This window comes from Streptomyces sp. NRRL WC-3618 (assembly GCF_001280005.1).
GTDB lineage: Bacteria > Actinomycetota > Actinomycetes > Streptomycetales > Streptomycetaceae > Streptomyces.
Genome location: NZ_LGDW01000046.1, coordinates 1 through 21,445, shown reverse-complemented (window position 1 = coordinate 21,445; position 21,445 = coordinate 1). Strand labels below are relative to the sequence as shown.

Annotated in this window: 15 protein-coding genes; 9 read left to right on the top strand and 6 right to left on the bottom strand. The window is 69.5% G+C overall.

Translation table 11 applies throughout. From position 1 onward, the window contains the following. Positions 1 to 33 precede the first annotated feature (33 nt). From ADL01_RS07005 to ADL01_RS06990, 4 genes are all read left to right on the top strand, one after another. Entirely contained in the window at positions 34 to 1,407 is a 1,374-nt protein-coding gene (locus ADL01_RS07005) for an ABC transporter substrate-binding protein (protein ID WP_063783473.1), read from the top strand. A gap of 10 nt (positions 1,408 to 1,417) precedes the next feature. Then, positions 1,418 to 2,764 carry a carbohydrate ABC transporter permease gene (locus ADL01_RS07000; RefSeq protein ID WP_053741019.1) on the top strand — a complete coding sequence of 449 codons (1,347 nt, stop codon included), beginning with the start codon at positions 1,418 to 1,420 and terminating at the stop codon, positions 2,762 to 2,764. Then, positions 2,761 to 3,678 carry a carbohydrate ABC transporter permease gene (locus ADL01_RS06995; protein ID WP_053741018.1) on the top strand — a complete coding sequence of 306 codons (918 nt, stop codon included), beginning with the start codon at positions 2,761 to 2,763 and terminating at the stop codon, positions 3,676 to 3,678. Before ADL01_RS07000 ends, ADL01_RS06995 begins: the two co-directional genes overlap by 4 nt. Positions 3,679 to 3,862: 184 nt before the next feature. After that, entirely contained in the window at positions 3,863 to 6,142 is a 2,280-nt protein-coding gene (locus ADL01_RS06990) for a bifunctional glycosyltransferase/CDP-glycerol:glycerophosphate glycerophosphotransferase (RefSeq protein WP_053741017.1), read from the top strand. A 40-nt stretch (positions 6,143 to 6,182) separates the two neighbouring features. Here ADL01_RS06990 and ADL01_RS06985 read toward each other — a convergent pair whose 3' ends face one another. Beyond that, a complete protein-coding gene (locus tag ADL01_RS06985) occupies positions 6,183 to 6,596 on the bottom strand; it encodes an organic hydroperoxide resistance protein (protein WP_053741016.1) in 414 nt (137 codons plus the stop codon). 128 nt (positions 6,597 to 6,724) lie between these two features. On the opposite strand from ADL01_RS06985, the gene ADL01_RS41470 reads away from it, so the two are divergent. The 3 genes from ADL01_RS41470 to galE all read left to right on the top strand — a co-directional run bounded on the left by ADL01_RS41470 (position 6,725) and on the right by galE (position 11,102). Beyond that, positions 6,725 to 7,183, top strand: coding sequence for a MarR family winged helix-turn-helix transcriptional regulator (locus ADL01_RS41470; RefSeq protein WP_078960359.1), 459 nt, complete (start codon positions 6,725 to 6,727; stop codon positions 7,181 to 7,183). Positions 7,184 to 8,849: 1,666 nt separating this feature from the next. Beyond that, entirely contained in the window at positions 8,850 to 10,037 is a 1,188-nt protein-coding gene (locus ADL01_RS06970) for a glycosyltransferase 87 family protein (protein WP_078960360.1), read from the top strand. Between the two features lie 66 nt (positions 10,038 to 10,103). Then, on the top strand, positions 10,104 to 11,102 hold the full coding sequence (gene galE / locus ADL01_RS06965; protein WP_053741012.1) for a UDP-glucose 4-epimerase GalE: 999 nt from the start codon (positions 10,104 to 10,106) through the stop codon (positions 11,100 to 11,102). Positions 11,103 to 11,200: 98 nt separating this feature from the next. Here the strand turns inward: galE and ADL01_RS06960 are convergent, their stop codons facing one another. After that, complete coding sequence (locus tag ADL01_RS06960) at positions 11,201 to 11,836, bottom strand: TetR/AcrR family transcriptional regulator (protein ID WP_053741020.1); 636 nt, start codon at positions 11,834 to 11,836, stop codon at positions 11,201 to 11,203. A 209-nt stretch (positions 11,837 to 12,045) separates the two neighbouring features. Between ADL01_RS06960 and ADL01_RS06955 the strand changes: the two genes are divergently transcribed. Together ADL01_RS06955 and ADL01_RS06950 are read left to right on the top strand one after the other, a co-directional pair. Continuing rightward, a complete protein-coding gene (locus ADL01_RS06955) occupies positions 12,046 to 12,963 on the top strand; it encodes an ABC transporter permease (RefSeq protein WP_053741011.1) in 918 nt (305 codons plus the stop codon). Then, positions 12,956 to 13,765: an ABC transporter ATP-binding protein gene (locus tag ADL01_RS06950; protein ID WP_053741010.1), complete on the top strand. Its 810-nt coding sequence runs from the start codon at positions 12,956 to 12,958 to the stop codon at positions 13,763 to 13,765. The genes ADL01_RS06955 and ADL01_RS06950 overlap by 8 nt, the downstream gene beginning before the upstream one ends. Positions 13,766 to 13,871: 106 nt before the next feature. Here the strand turns inward: ADL01_RS06950 and ADL01_RS06945 are convergent, their stop codons facing one another. The 4 genes from ADL01_RS06945 to ADL01_RS06930 form a co-directional block, all read right to left on the bottom strand. Next, complete coding sequence (locus tag ADL01_RS06945; protein WP_053741009.1) at positions 13,872 to 14,315, bottom strand: GtrA family protein; 444 nt, start codon at positions 14,313 to 14,315, stop codon at positions 13,872 to 13,874. Between the two features lie 135 nt (positions 14,316 to 14,450). Further along, the gene (locus ADL01_RS06940) at positions 14,451 to 19,421 is read right to left on the bottom strand and encodes an NAD-glutamate dehydrogenase (protein WP_053741008.1); all 4,971 of its coding nucleotides are present in this window, start codon (positions 19,419 to 19,421) and stop codon (positions 14,451 to 14,453) included. Between the two features lie 474 nt (positions 19,422 to 19,895). Continuing rightward, the gene (locus ADL01_RS06935; protein ID WP_053741007.1) at positions 19,896 to 20,561 is read right to left on the bottom strand and encodes an HAD family hydrolase; all 666 of its coding nucleotides are present in this window, start codon (positions 20,559 to 20,561) and stop codon (positions 19,896 to 19,898) included. A 31-nt stretch (positions 20,562 to 20,592) separates the two neighbouring features. Continuing rightward, positions 20,593 to 21,108, bottom strand: a complete 516-nt coding sequence (locus tag ADL01_RS06930; protein ID WP_053741006.1) for a DUF6912 family protein — start codon at positions 21,106 to 21,108, stop codon at positions 20,593 to 20,595. Between the last annotated feature and the right edge of the window lie 337 nt (positions 21,109 to 21,445).

Below are 21,445 nucleotides of genomic sequence, written 5' to 3'. Positions count from 1 at the left end.
ACGGGACAGCGCCGAACGACGAACGGGGCACACATGCGCAGCACGCTACGTACACGCACCCTGACCGCCCTCTCCGCCACAGCCCTCGCTCTCACCCTCACCTCCTGCGGCTCCGACGACGACCCTGGCGGCAAGGCCACCGACACCAGTACCGGCACAGGCACCGGCGGTGACACCACCTCCGTCAAGCTCCCCAAGCTGGACGGCCAGACCTTAGAGGTCGCCGCCGTCTGGACGGGCCCCGAGCAGGAGAACTTCACCAAGGTGCTGCGGGAGTTCGAGAAGCGCACCGGCGCGAAGGTCAACTTCGTGCCGACTGGCAACAACACCTCCACGTTCCTCGGTACGAAGATCGAGGGCGGCCAGCCCCCGGACGTCGCGTTCCTGCCGCAGGTGGGCGTACTGCACCAGTTCGCCCAGAAGGGCTGGCTCAAGCCGCTCGGCGCGGACGCCCAGGCCCAGTTGGACAAGAACTTCTCCGCCGGCTGGAAGGACCTCGGGGCCTTCGAGGGCAAGCAGTACGGCATCTACGTCAAGGCCGCCAACAAGTCCCTGGTCTGGTACAACACCGCCGCGTTCGAGGCCGCTGGCCTCACCGGCACTCCCAAGACCTGGAAGGACTTCCTCGCCACGGCCCAGACCCTCTCCGACGCCGGCTCCCCCGCAGTCTCCGTGGGCGGCGCCGACGGCTGGACCCTCACCGACTGGTTCGAGAACGTCTATCTGTCGCAGGCGGGCCCGGAGAAGTACGACCAGTTGGCCCTGCACAAGATCAAGTGGACCGATCCCTCGGTCAAGGAGGCCCTGACCACCCTCGCCCAGCTCTGGGGCAAGGACGACCTCCTCGTGGGCGGGCGTTCCGGCGCGCTGGCGACCGAGTTCCCGAAGTCGGTCATCCAGACCTTCACGGGTGACACCCCGGCGGCGATGGTCTTCGAGGGCGACTTCGTGGCCGCCAACATCAACGCGGACACCAAGGCCAAGATCGGCACGGACGCGAAGGTCTTCCCGTTCCCGGCGGTCGGCGACCAGGCACCCGTCGTCAGCGGCGGCGACGTCGCCGTGGCGCTGAAGGGCGGCGCGGGCGCCCAGGCCCTCCTGACGTTCCTCGGCTCGACCGACGCGGCCGAGATCTGGGCGGCGCAGGGCGGCTTCCTCTCGCCCAACAAGACGATGGACCAGGCGGCGTACAAGGACGAGGTCACCCGGAACATCGCCAAGGCCCTCATCACGGCGGGCGACGACTTCCGCTTCGACATGTCCGACCAGGCCCCGGCCGCCTTCGGCGGTACCCAGGGCGTCGGCGAGTGGAAGGACCTCCAGGACTTCCTGAAGAACCCGAAGGACGTCGCGGGCACGCAGAAGAAACTCGAGGCCGACGCCGCCAAGGCGTACAAGAACGGCTGACGGCGCCGGCATGGAGCCGAAGACCGAAATCACGACGCCGGTCACCCTGACCACGGGCAGGGCCAAGAGCGTCACCGGAACCCGCTGGTGGGTGGCAGGCTTGTTCCTGCTGCCCGCCCTGGTCCTGCTGGGCTCACTCGTCGTCTACCCGATCGGTTACTCCGTCTGGCGCAGCCTCTACGACGCCGACGGTTCGGGTTTCGTCGGCTTGGAGAACTACGGCGACATCTTCACGAACGACGCCACGCTGACGGCCGTACGCAACACGGCGATCTGGGTGGCCGTGGCCCCCGCGCTCGTCACCGCGCTCGGTCTGATCTTCGCGGTGCTGACCGAACGGGTGCGCTGGGGTACGGCGTTCAAGCTGATCGTCTTCATGCCGATGGCGATCTCGATGCTCGCGGCGGGCATCATCTTCCGCCTCGTCTACGAGCAGGACCCCGACCAGGGCGTCGCCAACGCGATCGTGACGTCCGTGCACGACGCCTTCGTCGACTCGTCGGTCTATCCGAAGGCCCGCCCGAACACGCAGGCCAGCGACCTCAAGGCGTCCGGCGGTGGTTCGTTCACCTCCACCGGGACGGTCACAGCGGGCACCCCCGCGCTGCTGCCCCTGGTAGGCATCGCCCCGAACAAGCTCCCCGGCACCCCGGAGAACGCGAAGGCGCCCCGCGCCTCCGGTGACGAGGTCACCGGCACCGTCTGGCTCGACTTCAAGCTCGGCGGTGGCGGTACGAAGGGGCAGGTCGACCCTGGTGAGAAGGCGCTGAAGGGCGTCAAGGTCGAGGCCGTGAAGGACGGGAAGGTGGTCGCCTCGGCGACCAGCGGCGCCGACGGGACGTTCGCTCTGCCCGCCGACGCCGACGGAGCCCGACTGCGCCTGCCGGGCTCGAACTTCGCCGGCGCCTACAACGGGATCGACTGGCTCGGGCCCACCCTCGTCACCCCGGCCATCATCGGCAGCTACACCTGGATGTGGGCCGGGTTCGCCATGGTGCTCATCGCAGCCGGGCTCGCGGGCGTGGACCGGAATCTGCTGGAGGCGGCGCGCGTCGACGGCGCCAACGAGTGGCAGGTGTTCCGGCGGGTCACCGTGCCGCTTCTCGCGCCTGTGCTGGTCGTCGTACTCGTCACGTTGATGATCAATGTGATGAAGGTGTTCGACCTCGTCTACATCATCGCCCCGCAGCCCAGTCAGGACGACGCCAACGTCCTCGCGCTCCAGTTGTTCCTGTCATCGTTCGGCGGTGGCGGCAACTACGGCGTCGGCAGTGCGATCGGCGTGCTTCTGCTGCTGCTCGTCCTGCCGGTGATGTTCGTCAATCTCCGTCGACTCAGGAAGGAGCGTCAGCGGTGACGGCTGTCGACCCGCCCCTCGACCGACCCCTCGACCGGCCCCACGACCCGCCGGTGCGCGCCAGGCGCTCCTTCGCCGCCCGCGTCGCCAGTGGTGCCGCGGGGGGCGCCCTGAGGCTCTTCCTCATCCTCGTCGCGCTCATCTGGATGGTGCCGACGTTCGGGCTGCTCGTGTCGTCGTTCCGCGACCCGACGGACATCTCCACCTCCGGGTGGTGGAAGGTCTTCTCGGCTCCGGGGCAGCTGACCGCCAAGAGCTACCGCACGCTGCTGGAGAACGACGCGATCACGAGTTCCCTCCTCAACACCGTCTGGATCACGGTCCCGGCGACGCTCCTGGTCGTCGTGATCGGCGCGATGGCCGGATACGCCTTCGCGTGGATGGACTTCCGCGGTCGCGACTGGTGGTTCCTGGTCGTCGTCGCGCTGCTCGTCGTACCCGTGCAGGTGGCGCTGATCCCGCTCTCCGATCTCTTCGGGAAGATCGGGATCTTCGGCGACATCATCGGGGTGGTGCTGTTCCACGTGGGGTTCGGGCTGCCCTTCGCGATCTTCCTGCTGCGCAACTTCTTCGCGGAGATCCCGCGCGAGCTGCTGGAGGCGGCCCGGCTGGACGGGGCGGGTGAGATCCGGCTGTTCGCGACCGTCGTGCTGCCGCTCGCCGCGCCCGCGATCGCGTCGCTGGGGATCTTCCAGTTCCTGTGGGTGTGGAACGACATGCTGGTCGCGCTGGTGTTCTCCGACTCGCAGTCGCAGCCGCTGACGGTCGCGCTCCAGCAGCAGGTACGGCAGTTCGGCAGCAACATCGAGGTGCTGGCGCCGGGCGCGTTCATCTCGATGGTGATCCCGCTGGCGGTGTTCTTCGCGTTCCAGCGGCAGTTCGTGTCGGGGGTGATGGCGGGAGCGGTCAAGTAACCGGACAACCCGACGACCGCACAACCGGAACAGCAGACGAGGGGACTAGGGGACGAACGGAAGGCCGGACAAGAAGCCCATTCGCCCCCCATCCCCCACATGCCGCAATTGGCGTAACCAAGTCACTCCATCGGCCGTTCCCGGGCAGTAGACCCGCGCCGACCCACCGACCCATGGATGTGTCTTGCCCAGGTTCAGTGTCATCGTCCCCGCGTACAAGGTTCAGGCGTATCTCCAGGACTGCCTGGAATCGGTGCTCGGCCAGTCGTATACGGATCTCGAAGTGATCGCCGTCGACGACTGCTCGCCCGACGCCTGCGGTGCGCTCGTCGACGAGTTCGCGGCGCGCGACGCCCGGGTGCGCCCCGTCCACCTGCCGGAGAACGGCGGGGTGGGCGCGGCGCGCAACGCGGGGATCGAGCAGGCGACCGGGGACTATCTCGTCTTCGTCGACGGCGACGACACCCTCGCCCCGGACGCGCTGCGGGCGATCGCCGACCGGATCAAGGAGGCGGGCGACCCGGACGTGCTCGTCTACGACCACGCGCACGCCCTGTGGACCGGCGAGACCGTCCGCAGCCCGTTCCTCGGGCAGCTCACCGAGCAGGGTCCCGTCCCGTTCCGGCTCGACGACCGGCCGTTGCTGCTCAAGTTGGAGCCGGTGGCGTGGAACAAGGCGTACCGGCGGGAGTTCGTCGAGCGCGAGGAGCTCACGTTCCCGCCGGGGGCCGACGCGGACATCCCCTGGACGGTGCCGGCCCTGCTGGCCGCCGAGTCGGTGGCGACCCTGGACCGGGTCTGTGTCCACCACCGCCGGCCGCGGAGGCACGCCGGCGACCGTCCGCTCGCCGATCACGGGCACTTCGACATCCACGAGCAGTACGACCGGGTCTTCGCGTTCGTCGACGCCCGACCCGAACTCACGCGCTGGCGGCCGGTGTTGTTCCGCCGGATGGTCGACCAGCTGGTGTCGGTGCTGGCCCGGACGGACCGGCTGCCGAGCGGCGCCCGCGCCGAGTTCCTGCGCAAGTCGCGGGCCCACTACCGCCGTTACCGCACCCCGGGCGCCGCCGTGCCGCTGCACGCCCGGCTCCGGCACCTTCTCGTCCGGACGGGCAGCTACCGCACGTATCGGGCGGTGCGGCTCGCGTCAGCCCTGCGCAGGCATGTCACCCGGTTCGTCAAGTCGCTTTCCCGACGCGTCCGTTCGACCGCCCTGCGGCTGCACTACCGGGTCCAGCGGCGGCTGCCGGTGCGCGCCGACCGGGCCGTCTTCGCCAGTCACTCCGGGCGCGGGTACGGCTGCAACCCAGGCGCCCTGGAGTCCGCGTTCCGTTCCTTCGTGCCGGGGATGCGGACGGCGTGGGTCGCACGCCCCGAGCACCATCACACGCTGCCGACGGCGACCGCCCGGGTACGGCCCGGCACCGCCGCCTACTGGACGGCGCTGGCCCGCTCCAAGTACCTGGTGAACAACGGGGGTTGGGACGAGCGGTATGTGAAGCGGGCCGGGCAGGTGGTGATCCGGACCCCGTACGGGACGCCGCTGAAGCGCATGGGCCTCGACCTCCAGGACCGGCCGGCCGCCGCCCGTGACACCGACTTCACGGCACTTCTCGCGGACGTCGACACGTGGGACCACTGCCTGTCGGCCAACCGCCACTCCACCCTCGTCTGGGAGCGCGTCTTCCCCGGCGGCTACACCACCCTGGAGACCGGGCAACCCCGCAACGACGTGTTCCAGCAGGCGACTTCGGCGGACGTGGCCCGGCTGCGCGAGTCGCTCGGCATCCCGGAGGGCTCGGTCGCGATCCTCTACGCGCCCACCCACCGCGACTACCAGCGCGCCCCCCGCCTCACCCTCGACCTGGAACGCGTACTGCGCCAACTCGGCCCGCGCTACGTCCTGCTGACCCGTGCCCACCACGAATACGACGCTCCGTCGGCGCCTGCCTCCGGCGGCCGGCTCATCGATGTGACCGACCATCCGAGCATCGAGTCGCTGTGCCTCGCCTCGGACGCGCTGGTCACCGACTACTCGTCACTGATGTTCGACTACGCCAACCTGGACCGGCCGATCGTGATCCACGCGGACGACTGGGAGGCGTACGAGGCGGCCCGTGGCACATACTTCGACCTGCGCGCGTTCCCGCCGGGCGCGGTGTCGCGCAACGAGGACGAGCTGATCGACATCTTCGCGACCGGCCACTGGCGCGGTTCACGCTCCACCCAGCTGCGGACCGCGTTCCGCGAGCGGTTCTGTCCGTACGACGACGGGCGCGCCGCCGAACGAGTCGTCCGGCGGCTGGTGTTGGGCGAGACGTCGAGGCAGACCCCGGTCACTCCGCTCGCCGAGCGCCACCCGGTGCCGTCGGCGGCCGCCGCGTTCGCCGGCGCGCCGCTCGCGAGCGTGCCGCATCCGCAGCCCAGCCCCGACGGCGCGCCCGTCCACAGCGGTTCCTGAACGACGTACCGGATGTACCGGACATACCGTCCTGGCGGTACTACTCGATGACGAGGTCGACCTCGATGTTGCCGCGCGTCGCGTTGGAGTAGGGGCAGACCTGGTGGGCCTGCTCGACGAGCCCGCGGCCGGTCTCCGCGTCGACGGAGTCGGGCAGCTCGACGCGGAGGGTGACCTTGAGGGCGAAGCCCTCGCCCTGCTTGCCTATGCCGACCTCGGCGGTCACGGCGGCGTCGCTGACGTCGACCTTGGCGGCGCGGCCGACCAGGCCCAGCGCGCTGCCGAAGCAGGCGGCGTAACCGGCGGCGAAGAGCTGCTCCGGGTTGGTTCCGGCGCCGTTGCCGCCGAGCTCCACCGGCATGGCGAGCGCGAGGTCCACCTTGCCGTCGGAGCTGACGGCGCGGCCCTCGCGGCCGTGCGTGGCGGTGGCGACTGCGGTGTAGATCGCGTCCATGGAACCCGTCCCTCTCATCAGACTCATCAACTTCGCTGGAGCCCCTGTGGGGTTCCTTGTGGTGATGATCTAAGCACACAATTTAATTGTGCACAACTAAGTGGTGGGCAAAGAGGTACTCTGGAGACATGTCAGCAACCTCCGCCGAGGACTTCCTCCGTCTCGACCAGCAGATCTGCTTCTCCCTGAACGCGGCGTCCCGCGCCTTCAACGGCGTCTACCGCGTGGTCCTCAAGGACCTCGGGCTCACCTACCCGCAGTACCTGGTGATGCTCGTTCTGTGGGAGCACGGACAGCTGCCCGTGAAGAAGGTCGGCGAACATCTGCGCCTCGACTCCGGGACGCTGTCACCGCTGCTCAAACGGCTGGAGACGGCCGGTCTCGTCCGGCGCGAGCGCAGCGTCCGGGACGAGCGGTCGGTGGAGGTCCGGGCGACCGATGAGGGCCTCGCGCTGCGCGAGCGGGCACTTCAGGTCCCGCGCCGGATCGCCCTGGCGACCAGCTTCGACGTGGACGAGATCCGTGCGCTGCGGGCCCGCCTCGACGAGCTGACCAGCGCGCTGGACGCGGCAGCGCTGGACGCGTAGCGGCTGCGCTGCCGCGGGCCTGCGCTCGTAGAGGCGCAGAGTCACCCCGCTGCCCCTGAATTCCCGCCTCGGCTCGAACTCCTCCTCCACCACCGCCCGCTTGACCCGCTCGGTCGGGCTGCCCGGATGCCAGGACGGGCTCAGCGCGTACGGCTCCGCGACCAGCCACACCTGGTCGAGCCCGGCCAGTTGCCGCCGCAGCGCGGCCGGGCCCACCTCGACGCCGTACAGCGTGCCGGAGGCGCGCGCGGACTCGGCGAGTGCCACGTCACGGGCGGCGCGAAACCCCTTCGGGTACGCCAGCGCCGAGCGCCGCCCGATGGACGGGAGGAACAGCACCGGGTCGCCGGGGCGCAGTTCGCGGGCCGCGAGGGCGGAGGCGGAGGCCAGGTTGTCGCCGCCGCGCCGGGCCACATCACGGTCTTGCCGGAGCAGCGGCAACTGGTGCGCGCAGACGACGGCCACGGCGAGCACCCCGGCCGCGGTCACGGTCGCGCGGGGCAGACGGGGCACGGCCCGCGCGAGGCGGTCGGCACCGGCGGCGACCAGGAGGGGGGCGCCGGCGAGGGCGTACAGGACGTACCGGTCGTCGTAGAGCGGCGACCACTGGGAGACGGTGATGAGGAGCGCGGGCGGTACGAGGAGCAGCGGGAGGGCGACGGCGACGAGGGGCAGCCCATGGTCGTGGCGGGTGGCCCAGGGGCGCCGCAGGGCGACGTACATGAGCAGGAGGCAGGGCGCGAGGACCTCGTCTGTCTGACCGGCGAAGCGGTGCACCAGCCGGTTGACGCTGCTCCGCCCGGGCGGCCGCAGCCAGCTCACCTGCGCCGACTGGGCGTGCGAGAGCAGCGCCAGCGGGAGCAGCACCAGCGCCACGGCGCAGGCCGCGCACAGCCAGGCCGCCCACACCCGGCGGGGGACGCGGGCGAGCACGAGGGTCAGGGCATGCGCGAGGAGCAGCAGTACGGCGAACTCGTGGAGGAGGCAGGTGACGGCGAGGACCACCGCGTACGGCGTCCAGGAGCGGCCCCCGACCGCGCGTACGAGCAGCAGTGTCGCGCCTGTCGCGCCGGCCGCGACCATCGCGTACGACCGGCCCTCCTGGGCGTAGTGGCCGACCATCGGGGTGACCGCGTACAGCAGACCGGCCCAGAGGCCGACGCGCGGGCGCGCCAGACGGGCGCCGAGGGCCGCGACGAGGCCGGCGGTCGCGGCGGCGGCGAGGACGGACGGGAGCCGCAGGAGGACCTCGCCGGGGTGGAGGGCGAGGACGGGGCGCATAAGGAGGTAGTACAGGCCGTGTACGGCGTCGACCTCGTGCAGCAGCCGCCAGATCTGCGGCACGGTGCGCCGCGCGACCTGGAAGGTGGCCGCCTCGTCACGCCATATGCCTCCCCGGTCGAGGCCCCAGCAGCCGATCACCAACATGACGGCCATGGGGATCGCGGGGACCGCGACGGCGGCTGTCCTCTTGTCCATCCCCTTGTTCATCGACCTGTAGATCACGGGCCTGATTTTGTGGGATTAGACAGCATTTGATGGTTATTGACGGCGATTGTCGATGAATTGACGCAAATAGGGCATTCACTCGGCTTACGATCCGGCCGTGACGAGACCCCCCACCTTTCTCGCCCTCGCTGTCGGCTGGGCCGCCTCCCGCGCCCTGATGCTGTGGCTGCTGATCCACGACGACCTCCCGCTGCTCGGCGGCGGCGCGGTGGCCCGTGAGGTGCAGCGGCTGTATTTCCGCTGGTACGGCGTCCTCACGCAGGGCGCGTTCCCCGCGCACGACACGCTGTGGCAGTACCCGCCCGGCGCCGGTCCGGTGCTGCTGTCGCCCGCGCTGCTGCCGACGCTGACGTATTTCGAGGCGTTCGTGGCGCTCACGCTCGCCGCCGACCTCCTGATCCTGCTGGCCCTCACGCGCGCGGGGAGGCGTCCGGGCCGCTCTCTGCGCGGCGGCGCGTACTGGACGGCGAGTCTGCCCCTGCTCCTCCCTGTGCCGCTCGCGCGCTACGACGTGCAGGTCACGGCGTTCGCCGTCATCTCCTTGTTGACGTTGTCGCGCTCCCCGCGCGCGTGCGGGGCGTTCGCGGCGCTGGGCGCCCTGGTGAAGGTCTGGCCCGCGCTGGTGCTGCTGGGTACGCCGAAGGGCCCCGCGACCCGGTCGGCGTGGATGTCCGCGACGGTCACGGCGACGGCCGCGCTGGCCCTCCTGGCGGCCGTTTTCAGCAACCCGTTCGCCTTCGTGCGCCAGCAGGGGGGGCGGGGCGTGCAGATCGAGTCGTTCGGCGGCACCGCGCTCTCCCTCGCCACGCGCGCCGGATGGGAGGGGCGCGTGCGCTACCGGTACGGCGCGATGGAGTTCGTGGGCCCGTACGTCACCTCTGTGGCGGCGCTGTCCCTCGCGCTGACGGCCGTCGCGTTCGGGCTCCTGTTGCTGTGGCGGGTGCGGGCCCGGTACTGGACGGAGGCGACACCGTTCGACGCGGCGCTGACGGCCGTACTCCTCTTCACGGTCACCAGCAGGGTGATCAGCCCGCAGTACCTGGTCTGGCTGCTCGGACTGGCCGCCGTGTGCCTGACCTCACGGCACACCAGTCAGCGCCCGGTGGCATGGTTGCTCCTCGCGGCCGCGGCCGTCAGCGGCCTCGACTATCCGGTGCTGTACTCCGAGGTCGTGCACTGCACCTGGACGGGCGTGACGGTGATGGTCGTACGCAACGGTCTACTGGCCGCGGCGGCTGTCCTGTCCTTCGTACGGCTGTGGCGCTCGGCCCGGTCGGCCGCGGCCGCGCCGCCGGTCCCCTCTTTCGTGCGTTCACCCCCCGAACGGGAACTTAGCGCGTCTTAACGGGAGTTAAATGAAAAAGTCCGACTGGTCGCACGACCATCCGACCACACGAGGGGGCGGCCGCACATGACCTGGCTGATCACCGGCGGCGCCGGCTACATCGGGGCGCATGTCGTGCGCGCGATGAGCGACGCGGGGATGAGAGCCGTGGTGTACGACGACCTGTCCACCGGTATCGCCGGGCGCGTGCCGGACGGCGTACCGCTGGTGGTCGGCTCGACCCTGGACGGGGAGCGGGTGGCGCGCGTCCTGCGGGACCACGAGGTGACGGGCGTGGTCCATCTGGCGGCGAAGAAGCAGGTGGGCGAGTCGATGGACCACCCCCTGCACTACTACCGGGAGAACGTGGAGGGACTGCGCGTACTGCTGGACGCGGTCACGGCGGCCGGGGTGCCGTCCTTCGTGTTCTCGTCCTCGGCGGCGGTGTACGGCATGCCGTCCGCCGCGCGGGACGGGGCCCTGGTGACGGAGGACACGCCGTGCGTCCCGATGAGCCCGTACGGCGAGACGAAGCTGGCGGGCGAGTGGCTGGTCCGCGCGACCGGCCGAGCCACGGGCCTGTCGACAGCGAGCCTGCGCTACTTCAACGTGGCGGGCGCGGCGGCCCCGGAGCTGGCGGACGTGGGCGTCTTCAACATCGTCCCGATGATCTTCGAACGGCTGACGGCCCATGAACCCCCGCGCATCTTCGGCGACGACTACCCGACCCCGGACGGCACCTGCGTACGCGACTACATCCATGTGGTGGACCTGGCGGAGGCCCACGTGGCGGCGGCCCGGGCCCTGGAGGCGACGCCGGGCCGCGACCTCACCCTCAACATCGGCCGGGGGGAGGGCGTCTCGGTCCGCGACATGATCGACCGCGTGAACGAGGCGACGGGCCACACGCTGCCCCCGGTCGTGGCCCCGCGCCGCCCGGGCGACCCGGCGCGGGTCGTGGCCTCGGCCGACCGCGTCGCGGCGGAACTGGGCTGGAAGGCGAAGCACGACGTCCGGGACATGATCACCTCGGCATGGGCGGGCTGGGTCCGACTGCACCCGGAGGCGGCGACGGGACGGCCCTGACGGTTCAGGTACGCCAGTAACGCCGACACCCGGCGGTGTGAGGTGGTGTGACCACCAGAGTCCGGGCGGCGACGGGACAGGTCGCACGGATCAGCCCGTCACAGTGCCTTCAGGGCTGCCGCGGTCGCCCGGGCCAGCGACCCCAGGTACCCCTTCGGCAGCTTCGGACTGCGGATCACCACCGAGCGCCAGTAGAGCGGCCCCGAGATCAGGTCGAGGGCCAGGTCGGGGTCGATACCCGAGCGGACCTCCCCCCGTTGCTCCGCCGCCGCGACGATCCCGCTCGCGACCCCTTCCTGCCCCTCCCGCAGCGCCTTCTGCATGGCGTCGGCGATCTCGGGGTTGCGGGCGGCCTCCGCCTGGAGGTCGGGGATGATCTGCGAGGCCACCGGGTGGCGCAGCGCACGGGACGTCAGCTCGTACAGCATCCGCAGGTCGCCCTCCAGGGTGCCCGTGTCCGGCGCGGGCAGCCCCTGCACCGCTATCGCCGAGACCAGGTCGAGCACCAGGTGCAGTTTCGAACGCCAGCGCCGGTACACCGCCGTCTTGCCGACGCCCGCCCGGCGTGCGACGCCCTCGATGGACGTCCGGGCGTATCCGACGGCCGCGAGTTCCTCGAACACGGCCTCCCGGATGGCCTCCGTCACGTCCTCCCGCAGTACGGCGGCTCCGGCGGGGGCCCGGCGGCGGGTCCGTGCCGGTGCGGTCCCGGGCTCGTCGGTGTTCGTCGTCATACGGACCAGCATAGGGGCGTTACGACGAAACGGTTGCGTTCCGACGCTGAATCGGAATACGCTCCCGTTGCGACGATACGGACCCGTCCCGACGTAAGAGTTTGGAAAGAAACGCGTAAGGCACCGGCGTTCCCACGCCGGAGGGGGCGCCGGAGAAGCGGGACCGGTTCGCGCACCCTTTTCCACTCCCCCAAGTGAAAGCAGCGGATGTGAGCCAGGTTCTCCACACACCGCCCCCGTCACAGGCCACCCCGGCCGACGACGACCTCACGGCGCTCGCCGCCCGGTACGGGCTCTCGGTCAGCGGCGCCCGCCCCACCCTGCGCGCGTATGTCAGCCAGTTGTGGGCGCGGCGCCACTTCATCACCGCGTTCGCCACCGCCAAGCTCACCGCCCAGTACAGCCAGGCGAAGCTCGGCCAGGTCTGGCAGGTGATGACCCCGCTGCTCAACGCGGCGGTCTACTACTTCATCTTCGGCGTTCTGCTGGGCACCAAGCACGGCGTGCCGGACTACATCCCGTTCCTGGTCACGGGCGTGTTCATCTGGACGTTCACCCAGAGCTCGATCATGGCGGGCACCCGCGCCATCGCCGGCAACCTCGGTCTCGTCCGGGCCCTGCACTTCCCGCGCGCGGCCCTGCCGATCTCCTTCTGCATCCAGCAGCTCCAGCAACTGCTGTTCTCGATGGCCGCGCTGATCGTGATCCTGCTCTGCTTCGGCGTCCCCGTCACCGCCTCTTGGCTGCTGGTCATTCCCGCCCTGGTACTCCAGTTCGTCTTCAACGCGGGCGTGTCGATGGTCATGGCGCGGATGGGCGCGTCGACTCCGGACATCGCCCAGCTGATGCCGTTCGTGCTGCGCACCTGGATGTACGTGTCCGGGGTCATGTGGAGCCTCGACAAGCTGTCCGCGAAGAACCACATGCCGCACGTGGTGACGCTGATGCTGGAGAACAACCCGGCGGCGATCTACATCGACCTGATGCGCTTCGCGCTGATCGACAGCTACCACTCCAGCTCGCTGCCCCCACACGTCTGGGCGGTCGCGACGGGCTGGGCGCTCCTCGCGGGCGTCGGCGGCTTCATCTACTTCTGGAAGGCTGAGGAGACGTACGGCCGTGGCTGAGAACCCGAACGAGCAGATTCCCACCGTCGTCGCGAGCGGCGTCGACATCGTCTACCGGGTCAACGGCACGGGCGCCGGACGAGGTACCGCGACCGCGGCCCTCAACCGCATGGTGCGGCGCAAGCAGAGCGAGAAGGCGGCCGGGGTGCGCAAGGTGCACGCCGTCAAGAACGTGTCCTTCGTCGCCTACCGCGGCGAGGCCATCGGCCTCATCGGCACCAACGGCTCCGGCAAGTCCACGCTGCTCAAGGCGGTCGCGGGCCTGCTGCCGGTGGAGAACGGCAGCATCTACACGGACGGCCAGCCCTCACTCCTCGGCGTCAACGCGGCCCTGATGGGCGACCTGACGGGCGAGCGGAACGTCTATCTCGGCGGTCTCGCGATGGGCATGTCCCGGGAGCAGATCAAGGAGCGCTACCAGGGCATCGTCGACTTCTCGGGGATCAACGAGAAGGGCGACTTCATCACCCTCCCCATGCGGACGTACTCCTCCGGCATGGGCGCCCGGCTGCGCTTCTCCATCGCCGCCGCGAAGGACCACGACGTGCTGCTGATCGACGAGGCGCTGGCGACCGGCGACCGCTCCTTCCAGCAGCGCTCCGAGGAACGCATCCGCGAACTGCGCCAGCACGCGGGCACGGTGTTCCTGGTCAGCCACAACAACAAGTCGATCCGCGACACCTGCGACCGCGTCCTGTGGCTGGAACGCGGCGAACTCCGCATGGACGGCCCGACGGACGACGTACTGAAGGAGTACGAGGCCTTCACGAACCGCCCGGCAACACCCGCCCGGGCCGCGTAGAGCCTGCCGACCTGTTACGCCACCGCGCCCAAAGGGGCGCGGGGAACTGCGCGACCAGCCCCCACCGGCCCGCAGGTTCATCACCAAACGCCCCCAGCGGAGCGTTTCAGTGCCGGAACACCCACGTCCGGTAGACGAGGAAGCGGAACGCGGACGCGAGGACGATCGAGACGCCCTTCACCTCATTCGACTCGACCGGACCATGCAATCCCAGCCCGTGATAACCGACATAGAACAGCCCGCTTTCCATGGCGATACCGATCGCACTGAACGCGAAGAACAGCACGATCTGCTGCCGGGTACGTGAGGCCCTGTCCCGGTACGTGAAATAGCGGAAGCCCAGAAAGTTCGTGCCCATGGCGATGAGGCTGGCGAGGACCGTTGCGGTCATCGCCCGCCAACCCAGGCCGTGCAACAGCAGGTTGAAGACCACGAAGTTCACGAGCACGCCACTGCCGCCGACGGCGCCGAATTTCACTGCTTCAAGAATTATGCGCCGTACCGACCGGACAGGAACGGACAGCCGGTTCTCGGAGACATTCACACTCACGCCCGCGACTTTATCCGAGGCACCCGGTCTAGCAGGAAACGGTAAATTCCCCGTCTGCTTTGCTCTAACAGTTGTCAAGAAAAACGGAGGCGCCCCGAGCCATGACGGCTCGGGGCGCCCCTGTGCGCGTACCGGCTACGAATGGCTCCGCAGCAGTGTCCGCATCGTCCGCATGGCGACCGACAGGTTCGCCAGGTCGAAGGCGTCCGAGCTCTGGATCTCGTCCAGGGTGGTGCGCGCCCGGCCCAGGAGTGCGGCGTTCTTCTCCTCCCACGCCTTGAAGCGCTGCTCGGGCGTCGACGAGCCGCTGCCGGCCGCGAGGATGTCCGCCGTGAGGGACGCGTGGGCCGCGTACAGGTCCTCGCGGATGGAGGCGCGGGCCATGGACTGCCAGCGGTCGGCGCGCGGCAGCTCGATGATGCGGTCCATGAGCTGGGTGATGTGGAGGCGGTCGGCGAGGTCGTAGTAGACCTCGGCGACGTCCATCGGGTCGCGGCCCATCCGGTCGGCGACCGAGACGATGTCCAGCGTCGGGAAGGCGGACGAGAAGCCCGCGACCCGGGTGGCGAGCTCGTCGGGGACTCCGGCGCCCGTCAGCTCGTCGTAGATCTTCTGGTACCACTCCAGATCCGCGCCGCTCAGCAACTTGGCCAGCTGAGACCAGACCTGGCTGACGCGCTCGCCGAAGAACTCGACGGTCTCCGTGAGTTGCACCGGCTGCGGCCGGTTGTTGAGCAGCCAGCGCGTGCCACGCTCGACAAGTCGCCGCGAGTGCAGCCGGATCCTGGTCTGGACGGCGGCCTCGACGGTGTTGTCCAGCGCCTCGACCTCGTCCCACACTGCGCTGGAGTTGAAGATCGCGCGAGCGGCGGTCTGCGCCCGCACCACTTCCTCCAGCGAGGCGCCGGTCTCCTCACGCAGCCGGTGCAGGAAGCTCGTACCGCCCGTGTTGACCGTGTCGTTGACGAGTACGGTCGTGATGATCTCGCGGCGCAGCGCGTGCCCGTCGATCTGCTCGGGGAACTTCTTGCGCAGCGCGCTCGGGAAGTAGGCGTCCAACAGGCGGCGCAGATACGGGTCTTCGGGCAGCGAAGTGCGCAGAAGCTCGTCCGCGACCGTGATCTTCGTGTACGCGAGGAGCACGGCCGTCTCCGGACCGGTCAGTCCCTGCCCGGCGTTGAGACGTTCGCGGATCTGCCGGTCGGTCGGGAGGAACTCGATCGCGCGGTCCAGATGGCCTTCCCGCACCAGGTGGCGCATGAAGCGCTGCTGGGCGTGGAGCATGTCCTTGGACTGGGCGAGGGCGTTGGCGATGGCCGTGTTCTGCGCGTAGTTGTTGCGCAGGACGAGCCCGCCGACCTCGTCGGTCATCTGGGCGAGCAGCTTGTTGCGCTGCTTGACGGTCATGTCACCTTCGGTGACAAGGGAGTTGAGCAGGATCTTGATGTTCACCTCGTGGTCGGAGGTGTCCACGCCCGCGCTGTTGTCGATGGCGTCGGTGTTGATCTTCCCGCCGCGCTGCGCGAACTCGATCCGCCCGAGCTGGGTGAGCCCGAGGTTGCCGCCCTCACCGACGACCTTGACGCGCAGGTCTCCGCCGTCGACGCGGATGGCGTCGTTGGCCTTGTCACCGACGTCGGCGTGCGACTCCGTGCTCGACTTGACGTACGTGCCGATGCCGCCGTTCCACAGCAGGTCGACCGGCGCCTGGAGGATCGCCTTCATCAGGTCGGCCGGGGTCATCTTGGTGACCGCGCCCTCGATGCCGAGCGCCTCGCGGATGTGCGAGTTGACCGGAATGGCCTTGGCGCTGCGGGGGAAGATGCCGCCCCCGGCGGAGATCAACTGGCTGTCGTACTCCGCCCAGCTGGACCTCGGCAGCTCGAACAGGCGCCGCCGCTCGGCGTACGACGTGGCCGCGTCGGGCTTCGGGTCGATGAAGATGTGCCGGTGGTCGAAGGCGGCGACGAGCCGGATGTGCTCGCTCAGCAGCATCCCGTTGCCGAACACGTCGCCACTCATGTCACCGACGCCGACGACGGTGAAGTCCTCGCTCTGGGTGTCGACGCCCAGCTCACGGAAGTGCCGCTTGACGGACTCCCAGGCGCCGCGCGCGGTGATGCCCATGCCCTTGTGGTCGTATCCGGCCGAGCCGCCCGACGCGAAGGCGTCCCCGAGCCAGAAGTCGTACGACTGGGCGACCTCGTTGGCGATGTCCGAGAAGGTCGCTGTGCCCTTGTCGGCGGCGACGACGAGATACGTGTCGTCCCCGTCGTGCCGTACGACGTCGGCGGGCGGCACGACCTCGCCGGCCACCAGGTTGTCGGTGATGTCGAGGAGCGCCGAGATGAACGTCTTGTAGCTCCTGATCCCCTCGGCGAGCCACGCGTCCCGGTCCACACCCGGATCCGGCAGCTGCTTGGCGACGAAGCCGCCCTTGGCGCCGACCGGCACGATGACGGTGTTCTTCACCATCTGCGCCTTGACCAGCCCGAGGATCTCGGTACGGAAGTCCTCCCGCCGGTCCGACCAGCGCAGCCCGCCGCGCGCGACCTTCCCGAACCGCAGGTGGACGCCTTCCACCTTCGGCGAGTACACCCAGATCTCGTACGCCGGACGCGGTGCCGGCAGGTCCGGGATGGCCTGCGGGTCGAACTTCATGGAGACGTAGTCGTGCGGCTTGCCGCTCGCGCCGCGCTGGTAGAAGTTCGTCCGGAGGGTCGCCTTGATGACGGTGAGGAAGGACCGCAGGATGCGGTCCTCGTCGAGGGAGGCCACCTGGTCGAGGGCCGCGTCCAGCTCCTCCATGAGGGCGTCGGTCAGCTCGAGGCCCGCCCGCTGCCGCTCCGGCGACATCCGCGCCTCGAACAGGGATACGAGCAGCCGGGTGGTGTGGACGTTGTTGCGGAGGGTGTCCTCCATGTAGTCCTGGCTGAACGTGGATCCGGCCTGCCGCAGGTACTTGGCGTACGCCCGCAGCACCAGCGCCTGACGCCAGTCGAGGCCCGCGCTCAGCACCAGCGCGTTGAAGCCGTCGTTCTCGGCCTGCCCGGTCCAGGTGGCCGAGAAAGCCTCCTGGAACCGCTCGCGGCCGTCGTCCCCGAGATAGTCGCCGCTGCTCAGCGACTTGGGCAGCCTGAGCCCGAAGTCGTAGACCCAGGCGGCGCTGCGGTCCGAGCAGCGCAGCTCGTACGGCCGCTCGTCGATCACCTCGACGCCGAGCCGGTTGAGGACGGGGAGCACAGAGGACAGCGAGACGGACTCGCCGGTGCGGTAGATCTTGAAGCGGCGCTCACCGGGCGCCGCGTTCACCGGCTCGTAGAGGCTCAGCGCGAAGTTCGTGCCGACGCCCAGCTTCTCGAGGTGGACAAGGTCGGCGACGGCGGCGCGCGGAGTGTGATCGGCCTTGTAGCCCTCGGGGAAGGCGTTGCCGTACCGGCGCATCAGTTCGGCGGCGCGCTCCTCGCCGCACTCGGCGCCCAGCGCCTCGGCGAAGGCGTCGGCCCAGGACCGGGCGGCCTCGACGAGCCGCGCCTCGATGCGGTCCTTGTCCTGGTCGGACAGCTCGGGCAGTTCGGTGCCCTGCGGGACCCGGACGACGAAGTGCAGCCGCGACAGGATGGACTCGGTGTTCCAGGCGGTGAAGTCGACGCTGGTACCGCCGAGTTCCTCCTTCAGGATGTCGATGATCCGCAGCCGTACGCCGGTGGTGTACCGGTCGCGGGGCAGGTAGACGAGGGCGGAGTAGTAGCGCCCGTACTCGTCCTGGCGGAGGTAGAGGCGCAGCCGGCGCCGTTCCTGGAGGTAGAGGACCGAGGTGACGATCGACCGCAGTTCGTCCGGCGGCGTCTGGAAGATCTCGTCGCGCGGGTAGGTCTCCATGATCTGGAGGAGATCGCGCCCGTCGTGGCTGTCAGGCGAGAACCCGGCGGATCGCAGCACCTCGTCGACCTTGCGCCTGACAACGGGCACCCGGCGCACGGACTCCGTGTACGCGGCGGAGGAGAACAGCCCGAGGAAGCGCCGCTCACCGACGACGTCACCGTTCTTGTCGAACTTCTTCACGCCGACGTAGTCGAGATACGACGGCCGGTGGACGGTGGCGCGGCTGTTGGCCTTCGTCAGCACGAGGAGCTTGTGCTCGCGGGCCTTGGCCCGGGCGTCGGCGGGCAGCCGTTCGAAGGACGGGCTGACCGGATGGCCCTCGTCCTCGGAGTGGAGCGGATCGGCACGCAGAATGCCGAGGCCGGTCCCCGGCACGGCGGCCAGCGAGTCGTCCTCGCGCAGCTCGTACTCGCGGTAGCCGAGGAAGGTGAAGTGGTCCTGCGCGAGCCAGCGCAGCAGTTCGCGCGCCTCCTCGACGTCCTGGTCGACCAGGTCGTTGGCGGTCGGCTCCTTGGGGAGCTCGTCGGCGATGCGCAGCGCGGCGTCGCGCATCTTGTCCCAGTCCTCGACGGCCTCACGGGTGTCGGACAGCACGCGCAGCAGGTCGCTGGTGATCTGCTTCAGATCGGCGCGGTCGGACTCTCGGTCGATCTCGACGTGGATCCACGACTCGACGTGCGCGTCGTGCGGCAGGTCGGCGCCCCCCAGGGCCGCACTTCCGGTGTCCCGGTCGGGCAGTACCTCGATGAGGCGGCCGGTCAGATCCCGTCGTACGACGAACTGCGGATGGACGACGAGATGGATGCCGCGCCCCTGCCGGGACAGTTCGTTGGTGACCGAGTCGACGAGGAAGGGCATGTCGTCCGTCACGACCTCGACCACCGAGTGGCTGCACGTCCAGCCGTTCTCCTCGACGGTCGGGGTGTGCACCCGCACGCTCGCCGTGCCCTGCGGACGGGTCTCGCCCAGCCGGTAGTGCGAGAAGGCGGCGCCGAAGACGTCCACCGGGTCGCGGCCGGCGAGGTCCTCCGGGGCTGTGTGCAGGTAGTAGCGCTGGAGGAACGCGAGCACGGTGCCGTGGTCCGGCGTGCCGGGGTTCTGACCGGGCGTGGTCTCGCGTGTCGTCCCAGTCGGTAGGTGCCCCCCGACCGGGCTGTTCTCAGCTACCCGGGCGGCCCTTTCGAGCAGCTCGGTCTTGGCTTCGTCCAGCTTGGTCTGCATTGTCCTCTGACTCCTGTCGCGCGTCGTTGCGTGACGTAGAAGGAAGTACGACTCCCCCTGCGGTCCAACGCCTCGACGCGGGGTCTCCGGTCTGTTTCGACGCTATGCCGCAGGGTAGGAAGCGCGGGGAATTATCAGCCGTTCTCGGCACCCCGACGAAGTGTGACGCTGCTCTCGCCGACGCCGGTCCGTGGGATGCGTACGGCGTCCTGGGAACCCTCGGGGTTCCGTCCCGCCCGCGCCGACCAGCGATCGCCGCCCGGGCACGGATGTGGTCCGTGCACTCCGGGCGCAGGGCAGGGACGAAGGCGTCCCCGCGACGTATCGCGCTGATCACGCCACCAGGCTATCGCTCATCACGGGGGCCACGTCATGAGCCATTTGTGTACAAAAGAAGGCGGGGAAGTTTGACGTTCTGCACAGTGGGAGAAAAGAACACGCCTGAAACGCCTCGGACGGGGAGTGTCGCTGCCGCTACGCGGCCCACCGCGCGGCCTCCGCGACGGCCTCCTCCAGGCTGTCCACGACGGGTACGCCCACCTCTTCGAGGCTGGCCCGGCCGTGGGAGCCACCGGTGTAGAGCACGGCGCGCGCGCCCACGTGCAGGGCGGCGACGGCGTCGTCGGCCGCGTCCCCGATGACCACTGTGCGGGCGGCCTCGACACCGGTGAGCGCTTCGAGATGGCGCACCATGTGCTCGGTCTTGCTGCCGCCGGAGGGCCCGGTCCGCCCGTCGACCCGTACGAAGTGCGGCTCGATCCCGAATCCCCTGACCAGCGGGACGAGTTCGGCATGCCCGTACATGCTCAGAATGGACTGGCTGTGCCCGGCCGCCTGCCACCCGGCCAGCAGTTCCCGCGCACCGACGGCCAGCTCGCACGCCACCCGGTGCTCCGCGTAGTACTGGTGGAAGATGTCGTCCATGACAGCCCACTCGGCGTCCGTGGGCAGTCGCCCGAGGAGCCGCTCGTAGAAGCGCGGTACCGGTACGCAGTACAGCGTCCTGTACTGCTCAAGTGTGATCGGTGCCAGCCCCAGCTCGGCGAACGCCGCGTTCGTCGCCCCTATGACGGCATCGGTGTCGTGAAACAGCGTCCCGTTCCAGTCCCACACGATGTGCGCCACTCCGTACTTCCCCATACCAAGAAAGTACAGCCAACCCGCCCACCGCTCAGTCCGACAATCCCACCAGGTTCGGAATCTCCTGGGTGGCGTACCAGAGCAGCTCGTGGTCCTCGGCCCCGTCCACCGTGAACTGCGCGTCGTCGTCGCCCTGATCGGCCGCCCCCAACGCCGCAGCGGCCGCGGTGACGTCCTTCTCCGCCTCCTCGGAGTCGACGTGCACAGCAGCGGCCTTCCCCAACGGCACGGCCCCGCCGACCCGGACCTCGCCCAGCGCGACCGGATCGAGGCCCCGGTCGGGGTCGGCCACGGCCACCCCGTCCGCGACATCGACGGCGACGACCACCCGGCGCCGCGCGACCCCGGGGTCCATCGCGAGCAGCCGCAGGGACGCGAGCGCGGCCCGGTTCAGCGCCGCGTACTCCAGTTCCTCGATGTCGTCGGACAGGTACCACTCGCGCAACGCGGGCGTGACGGCGTACGCGACGAACGGCCCCGCCCCCAACTCGCCTGTCTTGTACGCCTCGGCGAGGCCCTGGAGGGTCAGGGGGACGTAGACGCGCATGACTGACCGCTTTCGTAGAAGGCGTTTCCGACGACCCGGGACGACCTTCAGGATACGTCGCGGCGTCCCCTTTCGAGTCCCCGCTCACGCCCCTCCGAGCGTCCACCACGCGCCACGAAATTCACCCCGGCCACCGCCCCCACCAGGCCTTTACCCTCCGGGAATCACCCTGATAAGTGAATCCACCGGCCCCCCGACCCACACCCCCTCGCTCCTTGCAATCAATTAGTCACTCCCCGTACAAGATCCTCAACAGAAAGTTACCGCCCGGTATCCACTCGGGCCCGAGGACAAGAACGGGGACATTCCATGAACAAGGTGATGACCAGGACGGTCC

Excerpts from the sequence above, each read along its gene's own strand:
- ADL01_RS07005 (WP_063783473.1), top strand. The coding sequence starts at position 34 with ATGCGCAGCACGCTACGTACACGCACCCTGACCGCCCTCTCCGCCACA.
- ADL01_RS07000 (WP_053741019.1), top strand. The coding sequence starts at position 1,418 with ATGGAGCCGAAGACCGAAATCACGACGCCGGTCACCCTGACCACGGGC.
- ADL01_RS06985 (WP_053741016.1), bottom strand. The coding sequence starts at position 6,596 with ATGGACGCGATCTACACCGCAGTCGCCACCGCCACGCACGGCCGCGAG.
- ADL01_RS41470 (WP_078960359.1), top strand. The coding sequence starts at position 6,725 with ATGTCAGCAACCTCCGCCGAGGACTTCCTCCGTCTCGACCAGCAGATC.
- ADL01_RS06970 (WP_078960360.1), top strand. The coding sequence starts at position 8,850 with ATGCTGTGGCTGCTGATCCACGACGACCTCCCGCTGCTCGGCGGCGGC.
- galE (WP_053741012.1), top strand. The coding sequence starts at position 10,104 with ATGACCTGGCTGATCACCGGCGGCGCCGGCTACATCGGGGCGCATGTC.
- ADL01_RS06960 (WP_053741020.1), bottom strand. The coding sequence starts at position 11,836 with ATGACGACGAACACCGACGAGCCCGGGACCGCACCGGCACGGACCCGC.
- ADL01_RS06940 (WP_053741008.1), bottom strand. The coding sequence starts at position 19,421 with ATGCAGACCAAGCTGGACGAAGCCAAGACCGAGCTGCTCGAAAGGGCC.
- ADL01_RS06935 (WP_053741007.1), bottom strand. The coding sequence starts at position 20,561 with ATGGGGAAGTACGGAGTGGCGCACATCGTGTGGGACTGGAACGGGACG.
- ADL01_RS06930 (WP_053741006.1), bottom strand. The coding sequence starts at position 21,108 with ATGCGCGTCTACGTCCCCCTGACCCTCCAGGGCCTCGCCGAGGCGTAC.